Below are 25496 nucleotides of genomic sequence, written 5' to 3'. Positions count from 1 at the left end.
CCGAGCGCGTGTAGCATCACGTAACATCTATGGAAGAAGGCAGGGCGCCCGAGTTCGGCCGACTAGTGTGAAGTGATTGCAACTCCGGCCGCATTCAGCCCCGCAAGGATCCGTTGCTGATCCTCCGGGCGAGGCAAGCGTATGGCGATCTCGCTGCGGATGTTGGCCAGTAACGCCGGTGCTTTCGCCTTGAGCCAATCCTGCTCCTCGCGGGCTTCATCGAGCCTGCCCTCGGCGCCAAGGATCGCAAGCAGGACGAGGTGGTGGATGGGATTGTATCGCAGATCGGCCATCCTTACCCATAGTTCTGCTGCCTGGTAGTCCTCCCGCATATAGGCGCACATGGCCAGACCCACTTCGTAGTATCCTTTCGGGCCGGGGTTTTTGTTGACGGCTCTGGACATCAATTCGCAGCCGGTATCCCATTTGCCGGAAAGTGCCAGGCGGAAGCCATATTCGCCGGCCACCTCCGTATCGGTGGGGTTTAGCTCATAGGCAGCAGCTCCCACTCTCAACGCGGCCTCGACATCACCGTTAAAGAAGTTGGCAAGCATCAGCGCCTGCAAGGCGCGGGCATTCTGCGGATCGAGGTCGGCCGCGCGGCGCGCGGTTTCCACAGCAGATTTCAAAGTGGAAAGGGCAGGCACTCTATTAAGGCTGAATTGAAAGCGGAGTTCATCGAGGTAGGTCATCGACAGCAAGGCCCAATAAGTCGAATTTCGCGGGTTGCGCTCCGTTGCTCGTTGAAGGCAGGCCCGGACCGCGGCATGGCCCTTCGGGTTGAGGTCGACCCGGTAGCTGTAGTAAGACTGCGTACAGGCATAGTCATCCCGCTCATCGGAATTGGATGGATTTGTTGTCGCGGTGTCGCTCTGGGAAATGACGCCATATGGCGGGGCGAGTGCGGTCGCCACCTCTTGGGCCAGGTCGGCCTCAACCTGCAAGACGTCCTGTATGCGAAGGTCCTTGTTGTAGCTGTTGGCCCAGATCACCGATCCATCATCACGGTTTACGAACCGTGCGGTCAGCCGCAGCCTGCTGTCCTCTACGCGCACGCGACCTTGCAAGGCAAAACGTGGTTCCTTCAATCCTTTCGTCTGCGGCTGCCCGCGCAGTGCCGCAGGCAGATTCGAAATCACAACAATTTCCCGGAATTTTGCCAGGTGACCAATGACCTCGTCCGTCAATCCTCGGGCTATACCTGCCGATACGCCGGCTTCCGAAAGGTCCTCGAATGGCTCCACAAGGACCTGGGGAAAATCTGGCCGATCCGCGGGGGAGGTAGACGATTGAGTCTGAGGGCTGAAAAGAAAAGGAATGCCGAAGGCGATAATCAGCGTCATCAGACCCAGGGAAACCGCCGTCAGGTAGAATGTCCGGGGCGCCGGGGAGGATTGAACAGTGCTCTCGTTCCGGGGTGAGAAATCCGCAGGTTTCGAAGGCGTGGCAGTTTGCAAGACAGGGTCGGGACTATCGCCCGTCTCCGCCAGTGGACCGAGGTCTGTCGCAGGGCAGGCGTCACTGTGTCTGAAGCAAGGCACATACCCGCCTTTAGGGATGGTAATGATGACCTTATCGAATTGCCCCGCGACCAGATAGTATCGTTCCAGAGCGCGGCGTATGCGGCCGGCCTCGATCCTGACGACGGGATCGTTCTGGGCATCGAACGAGGCGTCTCGGCCGAACACCTCCAGGGCGATTGTATAGGCCTTTAGATAGGTGCCCCGTTCAGCGAGGGTCTCTTCGACAATATAGTCAAGAAACCGACGCCCACGGTCAGGGGCGTGGAACTCCTGGCTGGATCTGATGCGATCAAGCTGTTCTCGTGTTTCCGATGTGGTGGGAATTGCCGCACCTGGCGACCCGTTTGCTCTCACGCTTTGCATCGTCGCCCCCCGATGAAGCCAGCCGCTATACCCCCGGCCGTAGCTTCTTGTATGTTACATCTCTAAATAAGCTGGATGCAATATATTAATTCATCTGCTTTGCACGAAGACAAAGAGCGGGATGGATATGGGGGCAGGCAATCCAGAAAAAATGGCCATCCTTGCGCTGCTTGAGCTCCACCTGCCCGAGCATCTTCCGCTCGCACAACGGCTTCTCGACGTGGACGAGAATTTCCACAGCATGTGCCAGGACCTCGCAGCAGCTATCGAGGCGCTCACCAAAGTAGACTTGCTTCCCAGCAGCATTCGGGAGGTACGACGTCAGGAATACGGCAGCCTGGTCGAGGGCCTTGTCGAGGAAATAGGAGATGCAATTCGCCGTTCGAAGGTCGTGGCACTGAGGCGTTCCACCGATCCGATGCCATAGCCAGCGTTATCGCAACCACTTGCAATCCAGGAGACGAACGCGTGATGAAAGCGAGATATTTCAGGCTGCTGGCCGGCTTTTCAGCCATAGCAATCTCTTCCCTGCCGCCCGTGCCGTGGACTTATGCGCAGACGCCCGTGCCGGCCACCAAGGCCGAACCCGTGCCGGCGCCGGACGCGGAAGCGGCCGGGCTTTCCGACGACGAACTCGAGGTTCTCGTGGCGCGTATTGCGCTTTACCCAGACGATCTCGTCGCGGCAATCTCGGCGGCGTCGCTGTTTCCCCTGCAGATCGTCGAGGCGGCCCGCTTCCTGGAAACCAAGAAAAAGAACACCAGCCTCGAGCCGAAAAGCGAATGGGACGGAAGTGTGATTTCGCTGCTGAACTACCCGGAGGTCGTCAAGATGATGAGCGACGATCTCGAGTGGACCCAGTCGCTCGGAGATGCACTGACCAATCAGCAGAAGGATGTCCTGATCGCGATACAGCAGCTCCGCGACGAAGCCATCGCGAAGAACATCATCAAGACGGACGATAAGGTCACCATTGTCAACGAGGGCGACAATGTCATCATCCAGCCCACGAACCCGGAGAAGATCTATATTCCGCAATATCCGCCGGAAATGCTGTACGAGCCGAACTATGATTACGCGCCAGTCTCCTATTATCCGGATTCCTACGACAACTACTACTATCCGGGGGCCGGCTTCTTCGCTGCTGCCGTGACCGGCATCGCCTGGGCGGCGATCGTCAATTGGGACGACTGGGGCGTGTGGGGCGGACGTTGGAACGGCGACGTCGACATCGACTGCGACAATTGCTTCAACAACCGCAATTTCAACGGAAAAATGAATTTGAACGATGTCGACTGGAAGAATGTCGATCGTAGCAAGCTGAGTATCGGCAAGGACCAGCTGAACAAGCTCGATCGGTCGGCGATCCGGTCCAATCTCCAGACGGACAACCGCAACCAGCTCAAAAACCAGGCGGGCAACCTCCAGAGGGAGCGAAACCAGGCGAGGGGCGATGCCGGGGCCCGAGCTGCGGACGTTCGAAAGAATACCGCGCAGGGACTGAAGTCAAATCCGAAAACGTCGGTGGGCGATACGGCCAAACGTGCAAACGCGCCACGCGCCGACACCCGTCCTGCAAACGCAGGCAACCGTCAGGCCAGTTCTTCACCGAAGGCGAAACCGAAATCCGGCAAGCCCAAGATGGCCGCCAAGGCCGATAACCGGAGCCGCCAGCAGAGCGCGCTCGGGAATGTTCAATCGGGTCGTCGTGAGGTCGTGAACTCTCAGCGCGGCGGCCAGAGCATGGGTGGTGGCCAGCGCGGTGCACCTCGGGCGACGCAGCAACGGTCTCGCCCGCCCATGCATGGTGGTGGCGGGCGCGGCGGCGGGCGCGGCGGTGGTGGCGGCCGTGGCGGCGGCGGCCGCCGCTGACTTAGGCGAATGTTTTCGTGAAGGCCAAACCATGGGGTGAACCGATGACACGACAATCGAGACTGATTTCATTGATGCTGGGTGCGGCGGTTTCCTTGACGGCGCCGCAGATTTCCCTCGCGCAGGAGCAGAGCAACCTTAAGGAGTTTGCAGCCGGAACCCCACCCGCCTTCGATAGTCCCTCACTCGCAGTTGATCAATTCAAGCAGGTCTTGGCCTCCGGCGAAATTGACGGTTTGGCAAATCTGTTGGGCCTTAGCGCCGCCAAGCTGAAGGCGAGCAATGAGGCCACGATCGCCTATGCCTTGATACGGGAGGGCGCCGGCAAGCAGGTCATTCTTCAAGACCTTGGCGATCGCAAGGTCGTCGCGATCGGCGATCAACTGTGGCCTTTGCCTTTCCCGCTGAGCCGCAACGGGGACGGCAAATGGGCTTTCGACACGCAAATCGGCCTTCAGGAAATCATCAACCGCAGGGTCGGTAGGAACGAACTGGCGACCATCCAGACGATGACCGACTACTTTATTGCCCAGTATGAGTATGCGCGGGAAGATCGCGACGGCGACGGCGTTTACGAGTTCGCACAGAAACTCGTCAGCACGGCGGGCGCGCGGGACGGCCTGTACTGGGAGCCGGGAGCATTCGAAGAGGAGAGCCCCGCCGGCGGCCTCGTCGAGACGGCAGCCTTCGGCAATGCGAAGCGGGGAGAAGGCTATTACGGCTATCGCTATCGCATCCTGACGGGCCAAGGGTCCAATGTCGTCGGTGGCAAGCAGAGCTTCATCGTCAATGGCAACATGACGGCTGGTTTTGCTCTGATCGCCTGGCCCGTGGCCTACAGGGTCACTGGCGTGCAGACTTTCATGGTCAGCAATATGGGTGTCATCTACCAGCGCGATCTGGGTGATCAGACCGAGCAACTGGCGGCGGCGATCAAGGAGTTCAACCCTGGTGCGGACTGGAGTCTGGCTGAAGAGTAAAGCGCGTCGCGTCAAATTTGATTCATGCGGTGCGCGTTAGACTCGGGCATCCCCGAAATGCCGTATGGTGGCGACATTGCCGGGCGATGGAATGCCAGTGCCCGGTTGGAATAACGTTTGTCTCCAGTCACTTCGCGACCGAGCCAGGAGGGCAGAGATGGACTTTCCTTCTCGCTGGCCATTTCGATTTCGGCAATGGTCAGACCCTGATAGGCGCCGCCGAAGACGTCGATCTCCCAGACATCGCCCCGATGGACAACCTGGTACCTTGTCTTTTCGAGCACCTTGCCACGGACATGAAGCAGCATTTCCTTGGCTTCAGCGAGGGGAATGTCGTACTCGAATTCCTCGCGCGTAAGGCCGCGTTTGCCGAACTTCACCGCCAGCTGTGCCGTCAGATCATCGATCAGGCGAATACGCAGACTGCTGGCAGTGCCTCGCGCAAGATAGCCCTGCCGGAGCACATGTACGCTTGTCGCGCTGGCGCGCCAAGCGTCGCTGCGCACGAGAAACTTACGCTCGATCTCGACGGTCTTCATGCCGGTTCACTCCACCGGTTTTTCCCAGGTGAGGAAAAGCCCGATATCCCCTGGAATGCCGCCCGGAAAATTGATGACCAATGCCTTCAGGCCATAGCCCTGCGGTCTGCCGATCTCTTCGAACAGGTCGTAGAGTTCCTTCGCCTTTCCTTGCAAGGTGTTCTGCCACCCGGGCAAGAAGTTGTTGATTGCGCGGCCGCTATCGGAGCAAAAGCTCGAGGGGAAACTGTAGATCATCGCCTCGAACTTGCCGTCGGCAGCCGCCTTCGACACGAGGCGTTTGATCACCGTGCGCTCGGCGTCGCCAATATGCTTGCGGAAGAAGTCTTCAACGAATTCAGCGTGTTTTTTGGCTTCGCGCGCCTGTATCTTCTCTTGGCGTTCCATCTCGAGAAGCTGCAGTTCGAGCGCGCGTTTGCGCAGCTCTTCTGCACTGGTCATTGACGGGGTAGAAGCAGCAGGTCCGGTCATCGCTTTGCCCTCCATGATTTACCAATAGAGATAAAATGTCATGGGTTCGGATGGCAGTAAGATACGGTATCATACATGAGGCCCGACTGGCCTGCTGCCCGTGCCTTCTCGAGGGCGCCGGCAAGTCGAGGTTCCGGGTGACACCTCAATGGCATGACCATCAGGCTGATGCCGGCATCCTCTCCGGCCGAGGCCACACCCATTGACTTCGCTCAATGCCTGATTGCGCCACTTCGGCTAGATTCCTCAAGCAGAATCCATGCTTCTTTCGGAGTAGCCAACATGATGAAGTTATCTTTGGCACTTGCAATCGCGATCTCGACGATCACGGTATCAGTGCAGGCCGACGCTCAGCAGAGCCGGCGCGAATACCGCAGGATGAATTGGAGCGAAAGCCTGCCGGAGGCGGTACGAACATATCATGACAAGCGCTTTACCGTTGTCAGTTATAGAATTTCCGATTTTTCGGAGACGGGCCGTCATCCCCCGCAAGGCAGCGAAAAGGACGTCGAGGCCATTCGCGCGGCCGCTCGGTCAAATAAATGGCTTGTCGGCAAACTGAAGGCGAAGAAGCTCACGCCAAACGATATTGAATGGGTCACGAGAGCCCGTAACGGCAACCTGACCTTCTACGTCGAATGAGCGTGTCTTCACCGCATCCTGAACCGCACGTCGCTACGTGCTGAGCGCGGCAAGCCTGGTGCGGTTGAGGATCTGGACATATCGCTGGCCGCGTCCGAATAGCTGGACAATGTGGCGGGTCCGCAGCTTGGTAAATGAGCGCGCTACCGATTCGACCGTCAATCCGAGATAGTCGGCGACGTCGGTGCGCGACATCATGAGTTCAAACTCATTAGCGCCGCCATTTCGGGTCGACATTTCCTGAATAAAAGTCGCCACACGCTCGAGGGCGCCCTGGCGGGCGACGATAAGCTGGCGCGAATTCGCAATTGCCAGGCTGGACAAGGCGATATCCAACAAATTTATCGCCGGCATCGGCGCGCCGGCCCTGGGAATGGAGCGAATTTGGGAGTCGCAGATCGCCTCGGCGAAATCATCATGGATGTCTCCATCCTGCAGGCCGAACCATTCTCCCGTTCCGTGGAATGCAAGAATGTGGCGGTGCCCGTTCCGCATTATTCGATAGACCCTCACCGCACCGGATTGGACCTGGTAGAGTGATGACGCCCGCTCGCCCTCGCGGTAGATGCCCTGGCCCGGGAGTACCCATAAAACAGTGCTTGGCGGTAACCGTCGGGTCTCACCTGCATTTACGCGGTTCGGTTCCGGCATATAGCGTTCGGCAGTCTGGCTCGTGGTCAACATTGCTGGTCCCCCCGTGAAGCTGAACTCTTACAAGGAAGAGCGGCACTGAAAATTGGGGACGGTCACTACGTAATTGTACGTGATGTCGATTCGCAGTTCGAATTTCCTGTCTCCGGGAGTGATCAGGATCAAGGAACGTTGCAAGCCGATAGGCTAGGATTCCTCAATCCGGCCCGGCCGCCACTCACTTCAGGTGAGCCGCCGAGCCCTCAGCATTGCTGTGAGGTGCCAGGATGTGGCGATCAATCATTGACGCGCCTTTTGCGCAGGATATCGAGCTCGCCGTGATCGACAACGAAGGCGTCCACGCCCTTGTCTTTCCGTGTCAGAGAATATTCGGTGGCTGGGTCGATGCAAGAGGCGGCAATAAGCTGGACGTCCACCCGACCCATTGGCGTCGGTGGCTGGCAGAGGAGTTCCACGCTGGCGGCCGGGCAATCGGTCACTGATATAGCCATGGGCATGCCGTTTGATGCCTCGAACATTGCTCGCGATCAATGACACCACCAGACCCGGCAACTTAACCTGGCACAGATCGGTTTGGCCCCGCGGGGCACATGCCGTTGGCCCGCGAGACATGCCCAACGGTCCAGACAGGAAGTCAGGGAGAACCTCATGCGCGGTTTCGGTGTTCACTCGGAGGTCGGAAAGCTGAGGACCGTGATGGTCTGCAAACCGTCCCTGGCTCATCAGCGTCTGACACCCGGCAACTGTCATAGCCTGCTCTTCGACGATGTGCTGTGGGTACACGAGGCACAGAAGGATCATTTCGATTTTGTCCTGAAGATGCAGGAGAGGGGCGTCGAGGTTCTCGAGCTTCATGATCTGCTCGGCCAGACGCTTGCCGACAAGCAGGCACGCGATTTCGTGCTGGATCGCCGGATCACCCCGAATGTGCTCGGCTCGCAGATCGCCGAAGCCATGCGGCCCTGGCTTGACGAGATGCCCCCCATGCAGCTTGCGGCATACATGATCGGCGGCATTTCGATCGCCGATCTTCCCGAGGTCAAGGCCAAGTCATTGATGCTCAGCGCCTTGGAGGAATCGGAATTCGTCATACCGCCGGTTCCCAACACGCTGTTCCAGCGCGATCCGTCCTGCTGGATCTATAACGGCGTGACATGCAATCCGATGTTCTGGCCGGCAAGACGGGCCGAGACCCTGCTCCAGCGTGCGATCTACAAATTCCACCCGTCCTTCAAGGATGGCGATTTCCAGATTTGGTGGGGCGATTCGGATCAGCAGTTTGCCAATGCCTCGATGGAGGGCGGCGACGTCATGCCGATCGGCAACGGCACGGTGCTGATCGGCATGGGCGAGCGCACGACCTATCAGGCCGTCGGCCAGGTGGCGCAAGCGCTGTTCAGGAGCAAAGCGGCAACGAGAGTGATCGGCTGTCTGATGCCGAAGAGCCGCGCGGCGATGCACCTCGATACGGTTTTCAGCTTCTGCGATCGCGACGTCGTTACACTGTTTGCCGAGGTGGTCGACCAGATCCGCTGCTACAGCATGCATCCCAAAGACGATGACGGCACATTCGAGGTCCATCCCGAAAATCGGCCCATGCTCGATGTCGTTGCCGAAACGCTTGGATTGCCTCAACTGCGCACCGTCGAGACCGGGGGCAATTCCTACCAGGCCGAGCGCGAGCAATGGGATGACGGCAACAACGTCGTCGCGCTCGAGCCCGGCGTCGTCGTCGCTTACGACCGCAACACCTATACCAACACGCTGCTTCGCAAGGCGGGCATCGAAGTCATTACCATTCGGGGCTCCGAACTCGGCCGCGGCCGCGGCGGCGGGCACTGCATGACATGCCCCATATGGCGCGACCCGGCATATTGACGTCTCGCACACACGCAACAGCCTCAACGGAGCAAGACAATGAGCTTCAATCTGCGCAATCGTTCGCTTCTGACCGTGCAGGATTATACTCCACGCGAATTCCGCTATCTCCTGGACCTCGCCCGCGACCTGAAGCGCGCCAAATATGCCCGAACCGAACAGCAACATCTCAAGGGCAAGGAAATCTGCCTGATCTTCGAGAAGACCTCGACGCGGACCAGGTGCGCCTTCGAAGTCGCCTGTTCGGATCAGGGCGCCAACGTGACCTATCTCGATCCGTCGGGCTCGCAGATCGGCCACAAGGAATCCTTCAAGGATACGGCGCGCGTCCTCGGGCGCATGTACGACGCGATCGAATATCGCGGATCCGCGCAGCAGGGCGTGGAAACCCTTGCCCGCTATGCCGGCGTGCCGGTCTATAACGGTCTGACGGATGAATACCATCCGACCCAGATGTTGGCCGACGTGATGACCATGCGGGAACACAGCGACAAGCCGATCGCCGATATCAAATATGCCTATGTCGGCGACACGCGCTCGAACATGGGACATTCGCTGTTGATCGTCGGCTGCCTCGTCGGAATGGATGTGCGCATCTGCGGCCCCAAATCGCTCTGGCCGTCGGAGGAATATATGCAGATCGCCAAGGAGCTGCAGCAAAGATCCGGGGCGCGGCTGCTGGTCACGGCAGATGTCGAGGAGGCTGTGCGCGGCGTCGACTTCGTTCATACCGATGTCTGGGTCTCGATGGGCGAACCCAAGGACGTCTGGCGTGAGCGCATCAAGCTTTTGACGCCCTATCAGGTCAACAAGGCCCTGATGAAGGCAACGGGCAATCCCCAGGCCAAGTTCATGCACTGCCTGCCGGCGTTCCATGACAGCGAGACGGTGCTCGGCAAGCAGATCGCCGAAGACTACGGCATGGATAACGGCCTCGAAGTGACGGATGACGTCTTCGAGTCCGAGGCCAATGTCGCCTTCGAGCAGGCCGAAAACCGCTTGCACACGATCAAAGCGCTGCTTGTTGCGACCTTGGGAGACTAAGATGCGTGTCGTTATCGCGCTTGGCGGCAATGCCCTTCTCCGGCGCGGAGAAGCCATGACCGCGGATGTCCAGAGGCAAAACGCGCGGGTCGCGGCGGAAGCAATCGCGCCGCTGGCCGCCGACCATCAGCTGATCATAACGCACGGCAATGGACCGCAGGTCGGGCTGCTGGCGCTTCAAGGGGCGGCTTACAAACCCGACGAGGCCTATCCACTCGATGTGCTCGGCGCGGAAACCGAAGGCATGATCGGCTATATGCTCGAACAGGAGCTCGGCAATCTGCTGCCGTTCGAGCAGCCTCTGGCAACGCTTCTGACCATGGTCGAGGTCGACGGCTCCGATCCCGGCTTCCAGAATCCGACAAAATTCGTCGGCCCGGTTTACGACAAGGCCGATGCCGACCGTCTTGGCACGGAAAAGGGCTGGGTGTTCAAGCAGGACGGCGAGAAGTGGCGGCGTGTGGTCGCGTCACCGTTGCCGAAGCGCATCTTCGAGATCCGTCCGGTGCGGTGGCTGCTGGAACAGCGAACGATCGTCATCTGCGCCGGCGGCGGCGGCATTCCGACTATGTACGAAACGGGCAGCGACCGAAAGCTGATCGGCGTCGAAGCCGTGATCGACAAGGATTTGTGCTCGGAGCTTCTGGCGCGGGAACTCGATGCCGATCTTCTGATTATGGCAACCGACGCCCGCGCCGTCTGCACGGATTGGGGCAAACCGTCTCAAAAGGCCATTCACAAGGCCCGTCCCGAAGATATGAAACAATTTTCCTTCCCGGCCGGTTCGATGGGACCGAAGGTCGATGCCGCATGCCATTTCGCCGAGGGGGCCGGAAAGGCCTCCGCAATCGGAGCCTTGGCCGATATTGCGGCGATGGTGCGCGGCGAATGCGGGACGATCATCAGCCGCCGTTTCTCCGAGCTGACCTGGCACGCATGAGCGTCGACATTGCGTCAGGAGATGGCCGGGCGCGTTGCGGCCCCTGCAGCCATCTCCTCGCTGTCGACGGGCGCTGCCGCCGCGTTTCGTCTTTGCCAGACATAGACGGGGATCCCGAGCATGAGCAGGACGAGACCGTAGAGCACGGGCTCGGCGCCCGAACCATAGAGGGTGAACATCGCGAAAATGAAGGCGATGAGTTCGATCGCGGTGACGCGCGGGAAACCCCGTCCATTGCTCAAGCGGGCGGCTACCAGGGTTCTGGCAAGCGAGCAGAAGGCATAAGGGACGACCGCCGTCATCGTGCTCAGCCCGACCATCAGGCGATAGACGGCGGCAAAGCCCTCGGAGCCAAGGGCCTGGACGACGACCAGGAGGGTCGCAAGCGAGGCCGAGACGACCATGCCGACGGCCGGAACGCCGCGGGGCGAGAGCCGTGCAAAGAGCGGAGGGAACAGACCGTCCCGGGCGGCGGCCATCGGAACCTGCCCCATCAGCAGCGTCCAGCCATTCAGCGCGCCGATGGATGAGAGAATGACGGCGATCGAGATCGCCAGCTCTCCGCCGCGTCCCCACATGATACCTGCAGCCTGAGAGAACGGCGCCACCGAATGGACGAGTTCCTGGCGGGGCACAAGGCCCATCACGACGATCGTGCCGAGCACATAAAGAGCTGCGGCGATCGAGATTCCGAGGACGGTTGAACGGGGGATGGTTCGTTCCGCGTCCTGGACATCGCCTGCGGGAACGGTCGCCGATTCGAGCCCGAGATAGGCAAACATGGTCAGAGGCGCCAGCGCTGCGATCGACCCGAGGAGCGGCTGGCCGCTGGGGTTGAATTCGGAGAAATGCGACGTGTCGATGTATAGGAGGCCGATAATGGCAACGGCGCCGAAGGGAATGAGCTTGGCGTAGGTGGTAACCTGCGCAAACAGTCCGGCCGCATGGACACCGCGGAGATTGACGAGCACGATCGCCCAGATCACCCCGAGCGTCAGACATGTCGCGGTGAAGCGATTGCCGAGCGCAGGAAAGAGATCGACCATCACGCCGGCAAAGGCAATGGCAATGACGGGAAGCGATGTCCAGATGGAGATCCAATAGCCCCAGGCAATGAGGAAGCCGGCGAAATCGCCATAGGCCAGCCGCGTATAGGCGTAGGGACCGCCGACGGCCGGCACGAGACTGGCCAGCCGGGCGAAGGTGAGGCCGAGGCAGATTGCACCGGCTCCCATGATGATCCAGACGATGATGGCAAGGTTGCCGTAGGGCGCAACGGCGGCCGGCGAAAGATAAAAGCCGGAACCGACCATGTTTCCGACGACGATGGCGGTGCAGGCGGCCAGTCCCAGGCTCTTGCCATTCGGCGACGTTGCCATCAGATCCCCTCCGAGAGGCCGTCTGCCTGGTGCCGATGGCTCCCCGGGCGGCCATTTCCAAGCGTGATCTTCACTCCAACGATCAACAGTCGCAATCCGGTTCAATGCGTAGTCGTCGATCGTCTTCGATCCCTTCACGATCGGCACGGAAACGCTAGAATAAAAATGGCGGGTCGGCCGCAGGGAGATGACGATGTGAGCGAGCAGGGGTTTCTACGCATCTCGATTGCGGCCACCGTGGTGATTGCCGCCCTTGGCATCGTCTTCGGCATTCTTTCGGGTTCCTTCTCTATCGCCTTCGATGGGGTCTATTCACTGGCCGATGCAGCGATGACCGGGCTTGCGCTATGGGTTTCGAGCCTGATCGTGAAATCGGCGCAGAGCGATGCGGTGTCGGGCAGAATCCGCAACCGCTTCACCATGGGTTTCTGGCACCTGGAGCCGATCGTGCTCATGCTTAACGGCTGCCTGCTGATGACGGTCGCGGTCTATGCACTGATCAACGCGATCATCAGCATCCTCAACGGCGGGCATGAACTCCATTTCGGCGTCGCGATCGCCTATTCCGCCGTGACCGTGCTTGTTTGTGCTGCCATGGCCGCTGTGGGCATCAGGCTGAATCGCGGCCTGAAATCCGATTTCATATCCCTCGACATCAAGGCCTGGATCATGTCGGGCGGCATTGCGCTTGCCTTGCTGATCGCCTTTCTCATCGGCCTTGCCGTGCAGCCGACGCCTTTAGCCTGGGTCGCCAGCTATGTCGACCCGGCGGTTCTGGGATTGGTCTGCCTGGTGATGATCCCGCTTCCGATCGGCACGGTCTGGAAGGCGCTGACCGAGATCCTGCTGATTGCGCCGGTCGATCTCCAGGAGCATGTCGACCAGGTTGCCGCGGCGGTGGTTCATCGCCTCGGTTTCCTCTCGCACCGCGCCTATGTCGCTCGCGTCGGCAGGGCAATGCAGATCGAACTCTATTTCATCGTGCCCGAGGGGCTGCCTGCGAAGACGGTCGAGGAATGGGATGCGCTTCGAGACGAGATCGGCGCCGCAATCGGCGATGAGAGCGCCAATCGCTGGCTGACGATTGCCTTCACCGCCGATGCGGAATGGGCAGAATAGCTAGTCCCGGGCTCCCTGCACGTTCGCCTTCACCAAGCTTCTGCGCCCATCTTGATTGCGATCAACGACGATTGTGCGCCCGGCATGTACGGTTTTCCAGCCTGAGACGAGTGCGGCTGCGCGGCGCGCGGCTGCCTCTGAACACCGGGTTCTGGAGGGGCGCATGGAATTCCATAAGGCATTTCCGGTCGCCGTCATCGACGAGGATTTTGACGGCAAGAGTGCTGCCGGGCGCGGAATGCGCGATCTGGCGGCGGCGATCGAGAACCAAGGTTTCCGCATCGTTTCCGGTCTCTCCTATGAGGATGCGCGCCGGCTCGTGCATATCTTCAACACGGAATCCTGCTGGCTCGTTTCCGTCGACGGCACCGAGGACAAGGCCTCGCGCTGGCAAGTGCTGGAAGAGGTCCTGAGCGCGAAGCGCCAGAAGAACGATCGGCTGCCGATCTTCCTCTTCGGCGACGACACGACCGCCGAGGATGTCCCGGCCGGTGTGCTGCGTCGCGCCAATGCCTTCCTGCGGCTTTTCGAGGATTCGGCGGAGTTCATGGCGCGCGCCGTCGTGCAGGCCGCCCGCAATTACCTCGACCGGCTGCCGCCGCCGATGTTCAAGGCATTGATGGATTATACGCTGGAGGGTGCCTATTCCTGGCACACGCCCGGCCATGGCGGCGGCGTCGCCTTCCGGAAAAGCCCGGTCGGGCAACTCTTCTACAGCTTCTTCGGCGAGAATACGCTGAGATCCGATATCTCCGTATCGGTCGGCAGCGTCGGTTCGCTTCTCGATCATGTCGGGCCGATCGCCGAGGGGGAGCGCAATGCCGCGCGCATCTTCGGTACGGATGAGACGCTGTTCGTCGTCGGCGGCACATCGACCGCCAACAAGATCGTCTGGCACGGCATGGTTGGGCGCGGCGATCTCGTGCTCTGTGACCGCAACTGCCACAAGTCGATCCTGCACTCGCTGATCATGACGGGCGCCACACCCATTTATCTGACGCCGTCGCGCAACGGCCTCGGCATCATCGGTCCGATTTCCAAGGATCAGTTCACGCCCGAAGCGATCGCCGGCAAGATTGCGGCCAGTCCCTTTGCCGGGCAGACGAGCGGCAAGGTGCGGCTGATGGTCATCACCAACTCCACCTATGACGGCCTCTGCTACAATGTCGATGCCATCAAGGCATCGCTCGGCGACGCGGTCGAAGTGCTGCATTTCGACGAGGCCTGGTACGCCTATGCGAATTTCCACGAATTCTATGACGGTTTCCACGGGATTTCGTCGAACCAGCCCGCACGGTCGCAAAAGGCCATCACCTTTGCCACGCACTCGACGCACAAGCTGCTGGCGGCCCTTTCCCAAGCATCGATGATCCATATCCAGCACGCCGAGACCAAGCGGCTCGACATCACCCGCTTCAACGAAGCCTTCATGATGCACACCTCGACCTCGCCGCAATATGGCATCATCGCCTCCTGCGATGTCGCTGCCGCGATGATGGAGCAGCCGGCCGGGCGCGCGCTGGTGCAGGAGACGATCGACGAGGCGATCAGCTTCCGCCGGGCGATGAATGCAGTGAGAAAACAGACGGAAGGCAGCTGGTGGTTCGATGTCTGGGAGCCGACGGTTGCCGAGCAGACGCCGAGCGACACCCATGCCGACTGGGTGCTGAAGCCTGATGATGCCTGGCACGGGTTCACTGGCCTGGCCGAAAATCACGTCATGGTCGACCCGATCAAGGTCACCATCCTGTCGCCAGGCCTATCGGCGAGCGGGGTGATGGACGAGCATGGGATACCGGCGGCCGTCATCACCAAGTTCCTGTCTTCCCGTCGCATCGAGATCGAAAAGACCGGCCTCTATTCTTTCCTCGTGCTTTTCTCGATGGGCATTACCCGCGGCAAGTGGAGTACGCTCGTCACCGAGCTCCTGAATTTCAAGGATCTTTATGACGCCAACGCGCCATTGAACCGGGTGTTGCCGGCCCTCGCCGCAGCCCATCCGGAAGCTTATGCCGGGATGGGACTGAAGGATCTCTGCGAGCAGATCCATGCGATCTATCGCAAGGATGACGTGCCGAAGGCGCAGCGCGAGATGTATACGGTCCTCCCAGAAATGGCATTGCGTCCCGCCGATGCCTATGACCGCCTGGTCAAGGGCCGGATCGAAAGCGTCGAGATCGACAATCTCATGGGCCGCATCCTCGCGGTGATGATCGTTCCCTATCCGCCTGGAATTCCCTTGATCATGCCGGGCGAGCAGATCACCCAGTCGACGAAGTCGATCCAGGATTACCTGCTTTACGCCCGTGATTTCGACCGCAAGTTCCCCGGTTTCGAAACCGATATTCACGGCCTTCGCTTCGCGCCTGGTGACGGCGGACGCCGCTATCTTGTCGATTGCATTGCAGAGGAGGGGCAGAATGATCCCGCGTGATGTGAAGTCTCCGACGGTCGCCATACCCTTCCACAAGATGTTGAAGATCGTCGCGATCATCGACCGTGACAATTCCCAGGCTCAGGAACTGGTGTCACAGATCACCGCCCAGGGCTTCGAGGTGGAGCAGCGCGACGCCTACTCAGCCGACGTGTCCGAAGATGCGGACGTTGGCGCCTATATCGGCTCGGTCGAGGGCGGGCGGCTTCCTTCGGCGCGCAGCTTCCTTCGTTCCGTCAGAGACATCGGCTTCCGTACGCCAATCTGGGCAATGGCCGATACGTTGACGATTGCGCATATGGATGTCGTCGAGATGGCCGGCGAGGTGGATGGTTTCGTCTATCTCGGCCAGCAGACGCCGACCTTCTATGCCAAGCAGATCGTGTCCAGTGCGGTCAATTACGGCAAGTCGCTGCTGCCGCCCTTCTTCGGCGGCATGATGGCCTATGACGGCGAGGCCAACATCGCCTTCGATTGCCCAGGGCATCAGGGCGGCCAGTTCTATCGGAAATCGCCGGCCGGCCAGCTCTTCTTCAAATATTTCGGTGAGAGCATCTTCCGCAACGACCTCTGCAATGCCGACGTCGATCTCGGCGATCTCCTGATTCACGAAGGTCCCGCCGTCGAAGCCCAAAAGCAGGCGGCGCGCATCTTCGGAGCCGACCGCACCTATTTCATCCTGAACGGCACGAGTACCTCCAACAAGGTGGTGGCCAATGCGGTGCTGCGTAGCGGCGATCTCGTGCTCTTCGACCGCAATAATCACAAATCCCTGCATCAGGGCGCTCTCGTGCAGGCCGGCGCCATCCCGATCTATCTGCCGACTGCCCGCAATTCCTTCGGCATGATCGGCGCCGTCGACTGGGCGGCCTGGGACGAAAGCTGGCTGCGGCGAAAGATAGAGGAACATCCGCTCGTCCCCGACAAGAGCCGTGCGAAGGCGGAGAGGCCTTTCCGTCTCGCTTGCATCCAGCTCGCGACCTATGACGGCACGATCTACAATGTCCGCCAAGTCATGGAGAAAATCGGCCATCTCTGCGACTACGTGCTCTGGGACGAGGCCTGGATCGGCTACAATGCCTTCCATCCGCTGTTTGATGGCCACAGCCCGATGCGTCTTAAAGACCTGCGACCGGATATGCCGGGGCTGTTTTCCACCCAGTCGGTCCACAAGCAAGGCGCCGGTTTCTCGCAGGCCTCACAGATCCACAAGCGGGACGAACATATCAAGGGCCAGCGCCGCTTCGTCGAACACAAGCGCTTCAATGAATCGCTGCTGATGAATGTCTCGACCTCTCCCTTCTATCCGCTTTTCGCCTCGCTCGACGTCAACGCCAAGGTGCATGAGGGCAAGGCCGGCGAGATGCTCTGGGATCGCTGCATCGAGCTGGGGATCGAGGTGCGCAAGAAGCTGCGCGGTTTCGTCGATCATTACGAGTCCAAAGCCGCAAGCGCGGAAGAACAATGGTTCTTCGATCCCTTCGTGCCGGACAGGGTCTCGGTCGCAGGCTCGAAACATACGGGCGATCTGGCCGATACCAGATGGGAGGATATCCCGACCGATGTGCTGAAGCGCGAGCAGCAATGCTGGCGGTTCGATCCGGAGGTGAAGTGGCATGGCTATTCTGGTTATGCGCCCGGCTATACTATGGTCGATCCCAACAAGCTCACACTGCTCACCCCGGGCATCGACCGGACGACCGGCGAATATCGTGAGTTCGGCATCCCGGCGACTGTTGTCGCTAACTACCTGCGCGAACAGCGGGTGGTGGCGGAAAAATGCGATCTGAACAGCCTGCTCTTTCTGCTGACGCCGGCAGAAGACGAAAGCAAGCTGAATACGCTGGTCGCCAAGCTGGTGAAGTTCAAGAACCTCTGGGATCGCGACGCGCCATTGCCGGAGGTGCTGCCAACGGTCTTTGCGGCCAACCGCGAACGCTATGCAGGCTACACGGTTCGGCAGGTCTGCAAGGAGATGCATTCCTTCTATCGTAGTGCCGGCGTCAAGGACTTGCAGCGGCTCTGCTTCCGCTCCGAGAGCTTTCCGGAGCCGGCGATCGCACCGAAACAGGCCTATGAGGCGCTGGTCGCCAACAATGTCGACTATGTGCCGCTCGCCGAGGCTGCCGGCCGCATCTCGGCGACGCTGGCGCTGATCTATCCGCCGGGCATCGGCGTGATCGTGCCGGGAGAGCGCTGGGACGAGAGAGCACGGCCAATGCGCGACTATTTCCTGGCCTTCGAGGAATCCTTCAATCGTTTCCCCGGCTTCAATTACGAAGTGCAGGGCGTGTTCCAGGAACGGATCGATGGGCGGATCAAGTTCTATACGTATGTCGTGCGCGAGTAGGGGACGGAGGATCTCATCATGACCGACAATACTATGCATCTCGCGGCCGAAACCACCGCCAAGAAGAAGATGAACTTGGTGCAACTCACCTTCATCGTCGCCGTCAACATGATGGGATCGGGCATTATCATGCTGCCCGCCAACATGGCGCAGGTCGGGGCGATCTCGCTGCTCTCCTGGATCGTGACCGCCGTCGGCTCGATGGCGATCGCCTACGGATTCGCGCAAGCCGGGCTGTTCAATCAGCGACCCGGCGGCATGTCCGCCTATGCCGAGGACGCCTATGGGAAGGACGGCTATTTCATGGTGTTCTTCCTGTATTTTCTGTCGCTCGCCATCGGCAATGTTGCGATAGGCATTTCGGCCGTCGGCTATCTCGCCGGTTTTTTCCCGGCGCTGACCTCGACGCCGATCATGACCTGCGTGGCCTTGATCATTCTTCTCTGGCTGACGACCGCCGCCAATTTCGGCGGTCCGCGCATCACGGGGCGCATCGGCTCGGTCACGGTATGGGGCGTTATCCTGCCGGTCGGACTGCTGTCGATCATCGGATGGCTCTGGTTCAGTTCCAGCACCTTTGCCGCCGCCTGGAATCCGCAGGGACTGTCGCTCGGGCAGGGGATGGGATCGAGCATTTCCCTGACCCTCTGGGCCTTCCTCGGTATGGAGTCGGCTGCGCAGAATTCGGATGCCGTCGAGAACCCGAAACGAGATGTGCCGCTCGCCTGTATGTTCGGCACGCTTGGGGCCGCCGTCATCTACATCCTGTCGACGACGGTCATTCAAGGCATCGTGCCGAATGCCGATCTCGCCGCATCAACTGGTCCGTTCGCGCTCGCCTATGCCACGATGTTCAATCCGACGATCGGTTCGATCATCATGGCGCTTGCCGTGCTTGCCTGCCTGGGTTCGCTGCTCGGGTGGCAGTTCACTATCGCACAAACCGCGCGGACGGCTGCGGAAGAGCGGATGTTCCCTACCGTGTTTTCACGGGTGAACGAGATGGGCGCGCCGGTTCAGGGTATGATCATCCTCGGCGTCGTGCAGACGGGCCTGGCGCTGATGACGATATCGCCGACCCTCAGCGAACAGTTTTCCGCTCTCGTCAACCTCGCGGTCGTCACCAATGTGCTGCCATACATCATCGCGCTGTCCTCACTCTTCGTCATCATGAAGGCGGCGCGCGTGCCGCAGGCGAAATACCGGCTTAATGCCGTCATTGCGCTTGTCGGCATGCTCTACAGCGTGTTCGCAATCTACGCCTCCGGCAAGGACGCCGTGCTTGGCGGCATGCTGGTCACGGGTATCGGTTTCATCATTTACGGCCTGATCGCGCCGCGCTTTACAAGCGGCGCGAACCGCGCGCCGGCAGAATAGCGCAGGGGAGGAAGAACCATGTCAATCAGCAAAGGGCGGTTAACAGCGATTGCCGCCTCCATCTTCATCGGTGCGCTGGCGACGGGCGCCTTTACCCCAGCTGCCGCACAGACGCTGGACCGTATCCGCAGCAGCAGTTCGCTGAAGCTCGGTTATGACCCTGATGCAAGGCCGTTTTCGTTCAAGTCGGACCAGGGTGCGCCCGACGGTTATGCGGTGGCGCTTTGCAACAAGATTGCCGACAGCGTGAGGGCGGAGCTGAAACTCTCGCAGTTGAACATAGAATGGATTCCTCTCGGCAACGATGCCCGGCCGCGGGCCATACAGGACGGCGTAGTGGATCTCGTCTGCGCGGCTGAGCCGGTGACGATCAGCCGCAGGCAGGAGGTTTCGTTCTCGCTGCCGATTTTTCCGAGCGGCACGGGCGCGCTGCTGAGAGCCAGTGCGCCTCTGGCCTTGCGCGAGGTCCTGGAATACGGGCAGCCGTCGAGCCGGCCGATCTGGCGTGGCTCTCCAGCGCGCACCATCCTTGAGCACAAGACTTTTTCGGCGATTGCCGGGACCACCAGTGAACGGTGGCTCTCCGACAGGATCGAGACATTTCAGCTGGCCGCAACGACGGTGCCGGTCAACAACTACCAGCAGGGCGTCGACCGCGTTCGTGACGGCAGTTCGGCGGTGCTGTTCGGCGATATGTCGCTGCTGATGGACGCTGCGGCACGCAGCGATGATTCCGGCAACCTCATCGTCCTGAAGCGACATTTTACTTTCCAGCCGCTGGGGCTCGAGTTGGCCAGGGGCGATGAGGACTTCAGGCTCAGCGTCGATCGGGCACTCAGCCTGACCTATGCCGCCCCGGAATTCCGGGCGTTCTTCACGACCTGGTTTGGCCCGCCGGACGAGCCGATCGAGACTTTCTTCCGCCAGACTGCATTGCCGGAATAGCACAAAGCACAGGCTGCCAAACCACAAGCGTCGGCATCGAGCACCGGTGAGGTCAAACGGCGTATTCACGGGAGGGCGCGATGGGCTCGCAAGGCGGGCAAGACGATCCGATAGCTGAACCCGCAAGGGTCCGTGCGCAGCTTGATCGCATCCTATCGAGCGTGGAATTTCAGGCTCCGGACCGGAGCCGGCGGTTTCTGGCCTATATCGTCGATGAAACCCTGGCGGGACGAGAGACAAACCTGAAAGCCTACGCGATTGCCCAGGCGGTTTTCGGCCGGGATGCGTCCTTCGATGCGCAAAACGATCCGGTCGTTCGCATCGAGGCCGGGCGTATTCGCCGGGCTCTGGAGCGCTATTATCTAGTGGTCGGGCGAGGCGATCCTATCCAGATCACCATCCCCAAGGGCCGATACGTACCGAACTTCATCGTAAATCAGTCGGCCATCTCACCAGGAAGCCGTTCCGCACCAAAGAGCAATCAGTTGCACGAGGCGCCGGCGGCACAACAGAAGCAGTCATTTGCCTATCGGGACCTTCTCCTGCCGATTGGCGTGCCGCTTGTTCTCGGCCTGATGGCGATCCTCTCTCTGATACGGCCGCTCGAAGGGCTTTTCGGCTCCTCCATCCCCTCCGGCGCCCCGGTCTCCTCCAAGGGAGACCAAGTGAAAGCTGAAATCCTCGTGGAGCCTCTGGTCGGAACAGGTCGTGGGAACGGCGATGCAGACATTGCCCGGGGGCTAACCGATGAGGTGATCGCGCAGTTGACGAAGAACAAGTCCGTCATCGTCAAGTCGGCCGGTCCGCAAACGCAGATCGCGGCGTCAAACCAACCGCAGCTTTCGCTGCAGGGAAGCCTGGGAACTGAAGGTTCCAGGCTGCATGTCCAAATCCGGCTGGTCGATCGCGCCAACGGAACGGTGACCTGGACAGGCGCTTATGACAGAACCTTTCAGGACCGAAGTCTTCTCGACGTCCAGGAAGAAATCGCCCGGCAGATCGCCGACGCGATATCGAGCCGGCAGTAGCGTCAACCCCCATCGCAAGAGCTTACGTGATGCTACAGGCGCTTGCAGCCTGACAATGCTAGTGTTTGGCTGGGGCATTTGTTCAGGCCGCCCCTGGTCGAATGCGCTACGGGCGAGGGTTCATGCAAAACGACATCACCGTACACATCGTCGACGATGAGGAGGAGTTCAGAAAGTCTCTGACCTTCCTGCTCGTCTGCGCCGGCTTTGCGGTGCGTACACACACGTCGGCGACTGCGTTTCTGGATCAGCCTCTTTCGGAAGGAAAATGCTGCCTGCTCACCGAACTCAGGATGCAAGGGATTGATGGCCTGGAACTGCTGGAATGTCTGAAGGCGCATCACAACGGCATACCGGCTATCGTTATCAGCGGCGACGGCGATATCGCACTGGCAGTTCAGGCAATGAAAGCGGGCGCCGTCGACTTCATTGAAAAACCTTTCAAGGAAGATGTCCTCATTGCCGCGATCAAGGAAGCGATAGCGCATTCGGAGATATCGGAGGAACAGCGGGACGATGTCGTGCTGGCGCGTATTCACCAATTGACCCAGCGCGAGCAGCAGGTGCTGACCGGGATCGTCGATGGGCTTCAAAACAAGCAGATTGCTTTTGAACTCGGCATCAGCGCCCGCACCGTCGAAGTCCATCGTGCAAATGTCATGGCAAAGATGAAGGCTCGCAATCTCCCTCAACTGATGAAGATGGTGATCCCACTCAGGCCTTCAGGCAATGCCTGGCTGCGGTCCGCCGGCTGAAATCGAAAGCGCCGCCTTGGGATACCGAGCCCGACACGCTCTTCTTTCCTGCACGAAGCCAAGCACTTGACTGGGATCAATGCGCGAAGGCGGTGCTGTCGGTATGCTTGCCCAAATGGGCAGGAGAGACGGAGATTGCCATGCGTAACCTGGAGGAGAGGAACGCGATCGCGCCATCGCGCATCTCTGCGATAACCAGGGCTGCAGTGACCGAGATTCGGCAAGCGCCGCTGCTGGTGCTTATCGTGTTCGTTCCGATCGTCATTCTGCTGGAGCAGACCTCTCCTCAAGCGCATACGCTTCTTTTTGCCATGTCGGTCTGTGCGATCGTGCCGCTGGCGATGCTTTTAAGTCGCGCAACCGAGGCGGTCTCCGCGCGGACGGGCGATGCGGTCGGAGGCTTGCTGAATGCCACTTTGGGAAACCTGACCGAGCTGGTGATCTCGCTGGCTGCCTTGCAGGCCGGCCAGTATCTGCTGGTCAAGGCATCACTTGCCGGCGCCATCGTCACAAACACCCTGTTCATGCTGGGAGGTGCATTTCTCTTCGGAGGGCTGAAGCATCATGTGCAGGAATTCAACCGCGTCAATGCGCGCTTCCAGGCCTGCCTGTTATTCCTGGCGACTGTCGCCATCATGGTGCCGTCGATCATCAGCGATGTGGATCAAACGTCCGTCGTTTCGCAGAAACTGAGCCTGGGTCTGGCTGTGCTGCTCATCGCCGTCTATGCGATGGGAATGGTGTTTTCCCTGAAAACGCACCGCGAATTGTTTGCAAGCGTCAGCCATGCCGAGGAGAATCACGGTTCCTGGCCGATCACCGTCAGCGTCGTCATCCTTGTCGTCGTCACGCTTTTCGTCGCGCTGATCAGTGAAATCTTCGTCGGCTCGGTTCAGGGAGCGGCCGACCGCCTCGGCATGACGCCGGCGTTCGTCGGCTTCATTGTCGTGGCGCTGGTCGGGGGAGCGGCGGAAATGACAACCGCGTTTTCGGCAGCGCGCGCCAACCGCCTCGATCTCAGTGTCGGCATCGCGTTGGGAAGTGCCGCACAGATCGCGCTCTTCGTCGCACCGATCCTCGTCATCGTCAGCTATTTCATCGGGCCGGAACCGATGTCACTGCAATTCTGGCCCGGCGCGGTCACCATGATGCTCATCGCCACCATGGCGGCGACCTTCCTGTCCAATGGCGGTCGCGGTGTCTGGTATATGGGCGTCATGGCGTTGGCCGTCTATGCGATTTTCGGGCTTACGCTGTTTCTTTTGCCGCCTGCTTTGCCGTCCTGAAGGTTTATCCCTCACGTGCCTGAACGGAAGTACAGGCGCTGAATGATTGCCATCATCAGAGCGGTCGCCCATCCGAATATGATCCAGCCATTGACCGCTTCGAAAGTGGCGACCTGGCGCCATTCCTTTGCCAAGACAATATCGCCATAACCGACTGTGGTGAATGTAACGGTCGAAAAATACATGGCGTCCTCGAAGCTCGGCAGAGCCTCTATCGCCGAGTAAAATACCGCCCAAAGGCAGACATCGATCATGATCGGAATCATCAGATAGATGACCCATACCACGGTGATCGTAGTCGGCCGTTTCGACAGAAATTCGGGACGGGTCTCTTCCAGATGCCGAAAGACCTTGAGACCAGCGGACATGGATGCTGCTTGAATAGCAACGGTGGCGGCGATGAGGCTGCTGCCGAATACGAAGTGAAACAATGCCCATAACTCCTCCGCTCCATAGGCCGGCAGGAAGTAGTTTACCGTAAAATACGGCCCTCCCCGAAAAGACGAAGCTGCGACAGACTCGGCTATTGTGTCAGCGGCTGGGGCTTCAGGTTGTCGTCAAGCCGATCCGCGGCTGCGGCTGGTCGCCTGTTCCGGTTCAACGGCTGCTCGACGATGACTGCCGGCGCGGCGACCGCAGAGGCCGCAACAGTGCCAATTGTGGACACCGTGCCTCCGACGACGGCGGTAATCCCTTGCCCAAGGGTCACTTTTGAATCCGTCAGCGGCTGCCCGGTCATCAGACGCTGGCCGATCAATTGAACGATCTCCGGGCTCTCGGCGAACTTGCCGTGGTTGAGGCTATCCTTCGCCTTGACCTTTGTCAGATCGATCGCCGTGATGCCCGCCTTCTCCAGCTTTGTACGATAGGGTTCCGCCGTCGGGTCGATCGCTCCGAGGCGGGAGACACGCCCGCTGATGAACCGCGAGACGGCCAGCGCCTTGTCGTCCTGGGACATGAAGATCGTGAATTTCGGCCGTGGCGCACCCAGTTCGACATATTGTTTGGCGAAGACATCGATGTCGATATCGGGCGAGGCGAGGATGACATTGTGAATTTTCGCGTTCACGTGACCATCGCGGATCCCCATCTGGCGGAGGGATTCCATTGCCAGCCACGTTCCCATCGAGTGGGCGAGGATGGTTATGTCCTTGACGTTCGGGTCGCCCGCCAATGTGCGCAGGGCCTGCTCCAAAGCGGTGCGTGAATAGTTCGTGCTTTCCTTGTCGTATTGGTAGGCGACGACCTCGGCTCGCGATGGCCAGGTAAACAGCACCGGCGTTGCCTGCATTCCGCTGTCATGGACGATTTGCGCCAGGCGGAAGACCGAATCCTCGTAGGTGTTGTTGAAACCATGAATGAAGACCAGCGCGTGACCGCCTTTCGGATGCTGCCTGAACCACGCCCGGCCTTCAGCGATCGTCGAGACTTGCTGCACCCGGGTGACTGCGAAGTCCGTTGCCGGATTGGGCGGCAGGCGCTCGGGCCACTGAACCGTTCCCGACTTGCGATTGGTCGGTATGGTGATGGATACCTCGGTCAAATGCGGCTTGGCACTTCGCTCACCGTTAAAAAGCGTCGCCGGATCGCCGGACGGTTGGCGGGTCGTGGCGACCAGCATGTCGACCTTTGCAGTAGGAGGCGTCGACGCCGTGGCCGCGAGTGGCGTCATGACACCGGTCTGGTGGCCACAGCCCGTCAGCATGAGCAGAGCCAGCAAGAGGCCGCACCTGTTCCTGCAATAAACCCCTGGAGGACGTATACCGAGTAATTTCACGCGGGCCGATACCCCCTCGTTTCCAAATCTGCATCTTGGCGTGACAAGCCTCACTGACCGCCGACGCCGTCGCTAAGCTAGCATCGGCAAACTCCAAAGGCCTGTAGCATCGCGTAACATCTATGCCGGCGCCCAGCAGCCCC

At 60.0% G+C, this 25496-nt stretch carries 23 protein-coding genes; 15 read left to right on the top strand and 8 right to left on the bottom strand.

The window, feature by feature from the left end:
* Positions 1-62: 62 nt before the first annotated feature.
* The gene (locus ATY29_RS33160; RefSeq protein WP_097534006.1) at positions 63-1886 is read right to left on the bottom strand and encodes a hypothetical protein; all 1824 of its coding nucleotides are present in this window, start codon (positions 1884-1886) and stop codon (positions 63-65) included.
* A 121-nt stretch (positions 1887-2007) separates the two neighbouring features.
* On the opposite strand from ATY29_RS33160, the gene ATY29_RS33155 reads away from it, so the two are divergent.
* Genes ATY29_RS33155 through ATY29_RS33145 form a run of 3 tightly spaced genes read left to right on the top strand, consistent with a single transcriptional unit; the run spans position 2008 to position 4738 of the window.
* Positions 2008-2313, top strand: a complete 306-nt coding sequence (locus tag ATY29_RS33155; RefSeq protein ID WP_025416953.1) for a hypothetical protein — start codon at positions 2008-2010, stop codon at positions 2311-2313.
* Positions 2314-2357: 44 nt separating this feature from the next.
* Entirely contained in the window at positions 2358-3758 is a 1401-nt protein-coding gene (locus ATY29_RS33150) for a DUF3300 domain-containing protein (protein ID WP_193550386.1), read from the top strand.
* A 44-nt stretch (positions 3759-3802) separates the two neighbouring features.
* Positions 3803-4738 carry a DUF2950 family protein gene (locus ATY29_RS33145; protein ID WP_097534002.1) on the top strand — a complete coding sequence of 312 codons (936 nt, stop codon included), beginning with the start codon at positions 3803-3805 and terminating at the stop codon, positions 4736-4738.
* 11 nt (positions 4739-4749) lie between these two features.
* Here the strand turns inward: ATY29_RS33145 and ATY29_RS33140 are convergent, their stop codons facing one another.
* Together ATY29_RS33140 and ATY29_RS33135 are read right to left on the bottom strand one after the other, a co-directional pair.
* Complete coding sequence (locus tag ATY29_RS33140; protein ID WP_097533999.1) at positions 4750-5277, bottom strand: CYTH domain-containing protein; 528 nt, start codon at positions 5275-5277, stop codon at positions 4750-4752.
* Positions 5278-5283: 6 nt separating this feature from the next.
* The gene (locus ATY29_RS33135) at positions 5284-5748 is read right to left on the bottom strand and encodes a hypothetical protein (RefSeq protein WP_025416949.1); all 465 of its coding nucleotides are present in this window, start codon (positions 5746-5748) and stop codon (positions 5284-5286) included.
* A 282-nt stretch (positions 5749-6030) separates the two neighbouring features.
* On the opposite strand from ATY29_RS33135, the gene ATY29_RS33130 reads away from it, so the two are divergent.
* On the top strand, positions 6031-6390 hold the full coding sequence (locus ATY29_RS33130) for a hypothetical protein (protein ID WP_025416948.1): 360 nt from the start codon (positions 6031-6033) through the stop codon (positions 6388-6390).
* Between the two features lie 33 nt (positions 6391-6423).
* Here ATY29_RS33130 and ATY29_RS33125 read toward each other — a convergent pair whose 3' ends face one another.
* Complete coding sequence (locus ATY29_RS33125; protein ID WP_097533997.1) at positions 6424-7074, bottom strand: helix-turn-helix domain-containing protein; 651 nt, start codon at positions 7072-7074, stop codon at positions 6424-6426.
* A 242-nt stretch (positions 7075-7316) separates the two neighbouring features.
* Positions 7317-7532 carry a hypothetical protein gene (locus ATY29_RS38420; protein WP_164895919.1) on the bottom strand — a complete coding sequence of 72 codons (216 nt, stop codon included), beginning with the start codon at positions 7530-7532 and terminating at the stop codon, positions 7317-7319.
* A 157-nt stretch (positions 7533-7689) separates the two neighbouring features.
* On the opposite strand from ATY29_RS38420, the gene arcA reads away from it, so the two are divergent.
* Genes arcA through arcC form a run of 3 tightly spaced genes read left to right on the top strand, consistent with a single transcriptional unit; the run spans position 7690 to position 10903 of the window.
* Entirely contained in the window at positions 7690-8919 is a 1230-nt protein-coding gene (gene arcA, locus ATY29_RS33115) for an arginine deiminase (RefSeq protein WP_025416946.1), read from the top strand.
* 39 nt (positions 8920-8958) lie between these two features.
* Positions 8959-9963 (top strand): ornithine carbamoyltransferase, encoded by a 1005-nt coding sequence (locus ATY29_RS33110; RefSeq protein WP_025416945.1) that lies wholly within the window; start codon positions 8959-8961, stop codon positions 9961-9963.
* Position 9964: 1 nt separating this feature from the next.
* Positions 9965-10903 (top strand): carbamate kinase, encoded by a 939-nt coding sequence (gene arcC / locus ATY29_RS33105; RefSeq protein ID WP_025416944.1) that lies wholly within the window; start codon positions 9965-9967, stop codon positions 10901-10903.
* Between the two features lie 14 nt (positions 10904-10917).
* Here the strand turns inward: arcC and ATY29_RS33100 are convergent, their stop codons facing one another.
* Complete coding sequence (locus ATY29_RS33100; protein ID WP_003566158.1) at positions 10918-12282, bottom strand: amino acid permease; 1365 nt, start codon at positions 12280-12282, stop codon at positions 10918-10920.
* A gap of 165 nt (positions 12283-12447) precedes the next feature.
* Between ATY29_RS33100 and ATY29_RS33095 the strand changes: the two genes are divergently transcribed.
* From ATY29_RS33095 to cax, 8 genes are all read left to right on the top strand, one after another.
* Complete coding sequence (locus ATY29_RS33095) at positions 12448-13401, top strand: cation diffusion facilitator family transporter (protein ID WP_097533994.1); 954 nt, start codon at positions 12448-12450, stop codon at positions 13399-13401.
* Positions 13402-13564: 163 nt separating this feature from the next.
* Positions 13565-15835, top strand: coding sequence for an arginine/lysine/ornithine decarboxylase (locus ATY29_RS33090; RefSeq protein ID WP_097533993.1), 2271 nt, complete (start codon positions 13565-13567; stop codon positions 15833-15835).
* Positions 15822-18185 (top strand): ornithine decarboxylase, encoded by a 2364-nt coding sequence (gene speC, locus ATY29_RS33085; RefSeq protein ID WP_097533992.1) that lies wholly within the window; start codon positions 15822-15824, stop codon positions 18183-18185. Before ATY29_RS33090 ends, speC begins: the two co-directional genes overlap by 14 nt.
* 18 nt (positions 18186-18203) lie before the next feature.
* A complete protein-coding gene (gene potE, locus ATY29_RS33080; RefSeq protein WP_097533991.1) occupies positions 18204-19562 on the top strand; it encodes a putrescine-ornithine antiporter in 1359 nt (452 codons plus the stop codon).
* An 18-nt stretch (positions 19563-19580) separates the two neighbouring features.
* Entirely contained in the window at positions 19581-20507 is a 927-nt protein-coding gene (locus tag ATY29_RS33075) for an amino acid ABC transporter substrate-binding protein (RefSeq protein ID WP_025416940.1), read from the top strand.
* Positions 20508-20587: 80 nt separating this feature from the next.
* Positions 20588-21535, top strand: coding sequence for a hypothetical protein (locus tag ATY29_RS33070; RefSeq protein ID WP_097533990.1), 948 nt, complete (start codon positions 20588-20590; stop codon positions 21533-21535).
* 122 nt (positions 21536-21657) lie between these two features.
* Entirely contained in the window at positions 21658-22290 is a 633-nt protein-coding gene (locus tag ATY29_RS33065; RefSeq protein ID WP_003566148.1) for a response regulator transcription factor, read from the top strand.
* A 140-nt stretch (positions 22291-22430) separates the two neighbouring features.
* Positions 22431-23576 carry a calcium/proton exchanger gene (gene cax, locus ATY29_RS33060; RefSeq protein ID WP_003566147.1) on the top strand — a complete coding sequence of 382 codons (1146 nt, stop codon included), beginning with the start codon at positions 22431-22433 and terminating at the stop codon, positions 23574-23576.
* Between the two features lie 11 nt (positions 23577-23587).
* On the opposite strand, the gene ATY29_RS33055 is transcribed toward cax, so the two are convergent.
* Positions 23588-24007, bottom strand: coding sequence for a potassium channel family protein (locus ATY29_RS33055; protein WP_003566146.1), 420 nt, complete (start codon positions 24005-24007; stop codon positions 23588-23590).
* A gap of 92 nt (positions 24008-24099) precedes the next feature.
* On the bottom strand, positions 24100-25281 hold the full coding sequence (locus ATY29_RS33050) for an alpha/beta hydrolase (RefSeq protein WP_097534050.1): 1182 nt from the start codon (positions 25279-25281) through the stop codon (positions 24100-24102).
* Between the last annotated feature and the right edge of the window lie 215 nt (positions 25282-25496).

The sequence above is a fragment of the Rhizobium hidalgonense genome, assembly GCF_002914525.1.
GTDB classification, from domain to species: domain Bacteria; phylum Pseudomonadota; class Alphaproteobacteria; order Rhizobiales; family Rhizobiaceae; genus Rhizobium; species Rhizobium hidalgonense.
This window is presented reverse-complemented; position numbering and strand designations above follow the sequence as displayed.

Excerpts from the sequence above, each read along its gene's own strand:
- ATY29_RS33135 (WP_025416949.1), bottom strand. The coding sequence starts at position 5,748 with ATGACCGGACCTGCTGCTTCTACCCCGTCAATGACCAGTGCAGAAGAG.
- ATY29_RS33160 (WP_097534006.1), bottom strand. The coding sequence starts at position 1,886 with ATGCAAAGCGTGAGAGCAAACGGGTCGCCAGGTGCGGCAATTCCCACC.
- ATY29_RS33140 (WP_097533999.1), bottom strand. The coding sequence starts at position 5,277 with ATGAAGACCGTCGAGATCGAGCGTAAGTTTCTCGTGCGCAGCGACGCT.
- cax (WP_003566147.1), top strand. The coding sequence starts at position 22,431 with ATGCGTAACCTGGAGGAGAGGAACGCGATCGCGCCATCGCGCATCTCT.
- ATY29_RS33110 (WP_025416945.1), top strand. The coding sequence starts at position 8,959 with ATGAGCTTCAATCTGCGCAATCGTTCGCTTCTGACCGTGCAGGATTAT.
- ATY29_RS33130 (WP_025416948.1), top strand. The coding sequence starts at position 6,031 with ATGATGAAGTTATCTTTGGCACTTGCAATCGCGATCTCGACGATCACG.
- ATY29_RS33125 (WP_097533997.1), bottom strand. The coding sequence starts at position 7,074 with ATGTTGACCACGAGCCAGACTGCCGAACGCTATATGCCGGAACCGAAC.
- ATY29_RS38420 (WP_164895919.1), bottom strand. The coding sequence starts at position 7,532 with ATGGCTATATCAGTGACCGATTGCCCGGCCGCCAGCGTGGAACTCCTC.
- ATY29_RS33100 (WP_003566158.1), bottom strand. The coding sequence starts at position 12,282 with ATGGCAACGTCGCCGAATGGCAAGAGCCTGGGACTGGCCGCCTGCACC.
- ATY29_RS33065 (WP_003566148.1), top strand. The coding sequence starts at position 21,658 with ATGCAAAACGACATCACCGTACACATCGTCGACGATGAGGAGGAGTTC.
- ATY29_RS33090 (WP_097533993.1), top strand. The coding sequence starts at position 13,565 with ATGGAATTCCATAAGGCATTTCCGGTCGCCGTCATCGACGAGGATTTT.
- ATY29_RS33145 (WP_097534002.1), top strand. The coding sequence starts at position 3,803 with ATGACACGACAATCGAGACTGATTTCATTGATGCTGGGTGCGGCGGTT.
- ATY29_RS33070 (WP_097533990.1), top strand. The coding sequence starts at position 20,588 with ATGGGCTCGCAAGGCGGGCAAGACGATCCGATAGCTGAACCCGCAAGG.
- ATY29_RS33150 (WP_193550386.1), top strand. The coding sequence starts at position 2,358 with ATGAAAGCGAGATATTTCAGGCTGCTGGCCGGCTTTTCAGCCATAGCA.
- potE (WP_097533991.1), top strand. The coding sequence starts at position 18,204 with ATGACCGACAATACTATGCATCTCGCGGCCGAAACCACCGCCAAGAAG.
- speC (WP_097533992.1), top strand. The coding sequence starts at position 15,822 with ATGATCCCGCGTGATGTGAAGTCTCCGACGGTCGCCATACCCTTCCAC.
- ATY29_RS33095 (WP_097533994.1), top strand. The coding sequence starts at position 12,448 with ATGGCGGGTCGGCCGCAGGGAGATGACGATGTGAGCGAGCAGGGGTTT.
- arcC (WP_025416944.1), top strand. The coding sequence starts at position 9,965 with ATGCGTGTCGTTATCGCGCTTGGCGGCAATGCCCTTCTCCGGCGCGGA.
- ATY29_RS33075 (WP_025416940.1), top strand. The coding sequence starts at position 19,581 with ATGTCAATCAGCAAAGGGCGGTTAACAGCGATTGCCGCCTCCATCTTC.
- ATY29_RS33155 (WP_025416953.1), top strand. The coding sequence starts at position 2,008 with ATGGATATGGGGGCAGGCAATCCAGAAAAAATGGCCATCCTTGCGCTG.
- arcA (WP_025416946.1), top strand. The coding sequence starts at position 7,690 with ATGCGCGGTTTCGGTGTTCACTCGGAGGTCGGAAAGCTGAGGACCGTG.
- ATY29_RS33050 (WP_097534050.1), bottom strand. The coding sequence starts at position 25,281 with ATGCTGACGGGCTGTGGCCACCAGACCGGTGTCATGACGCCACTCGCG.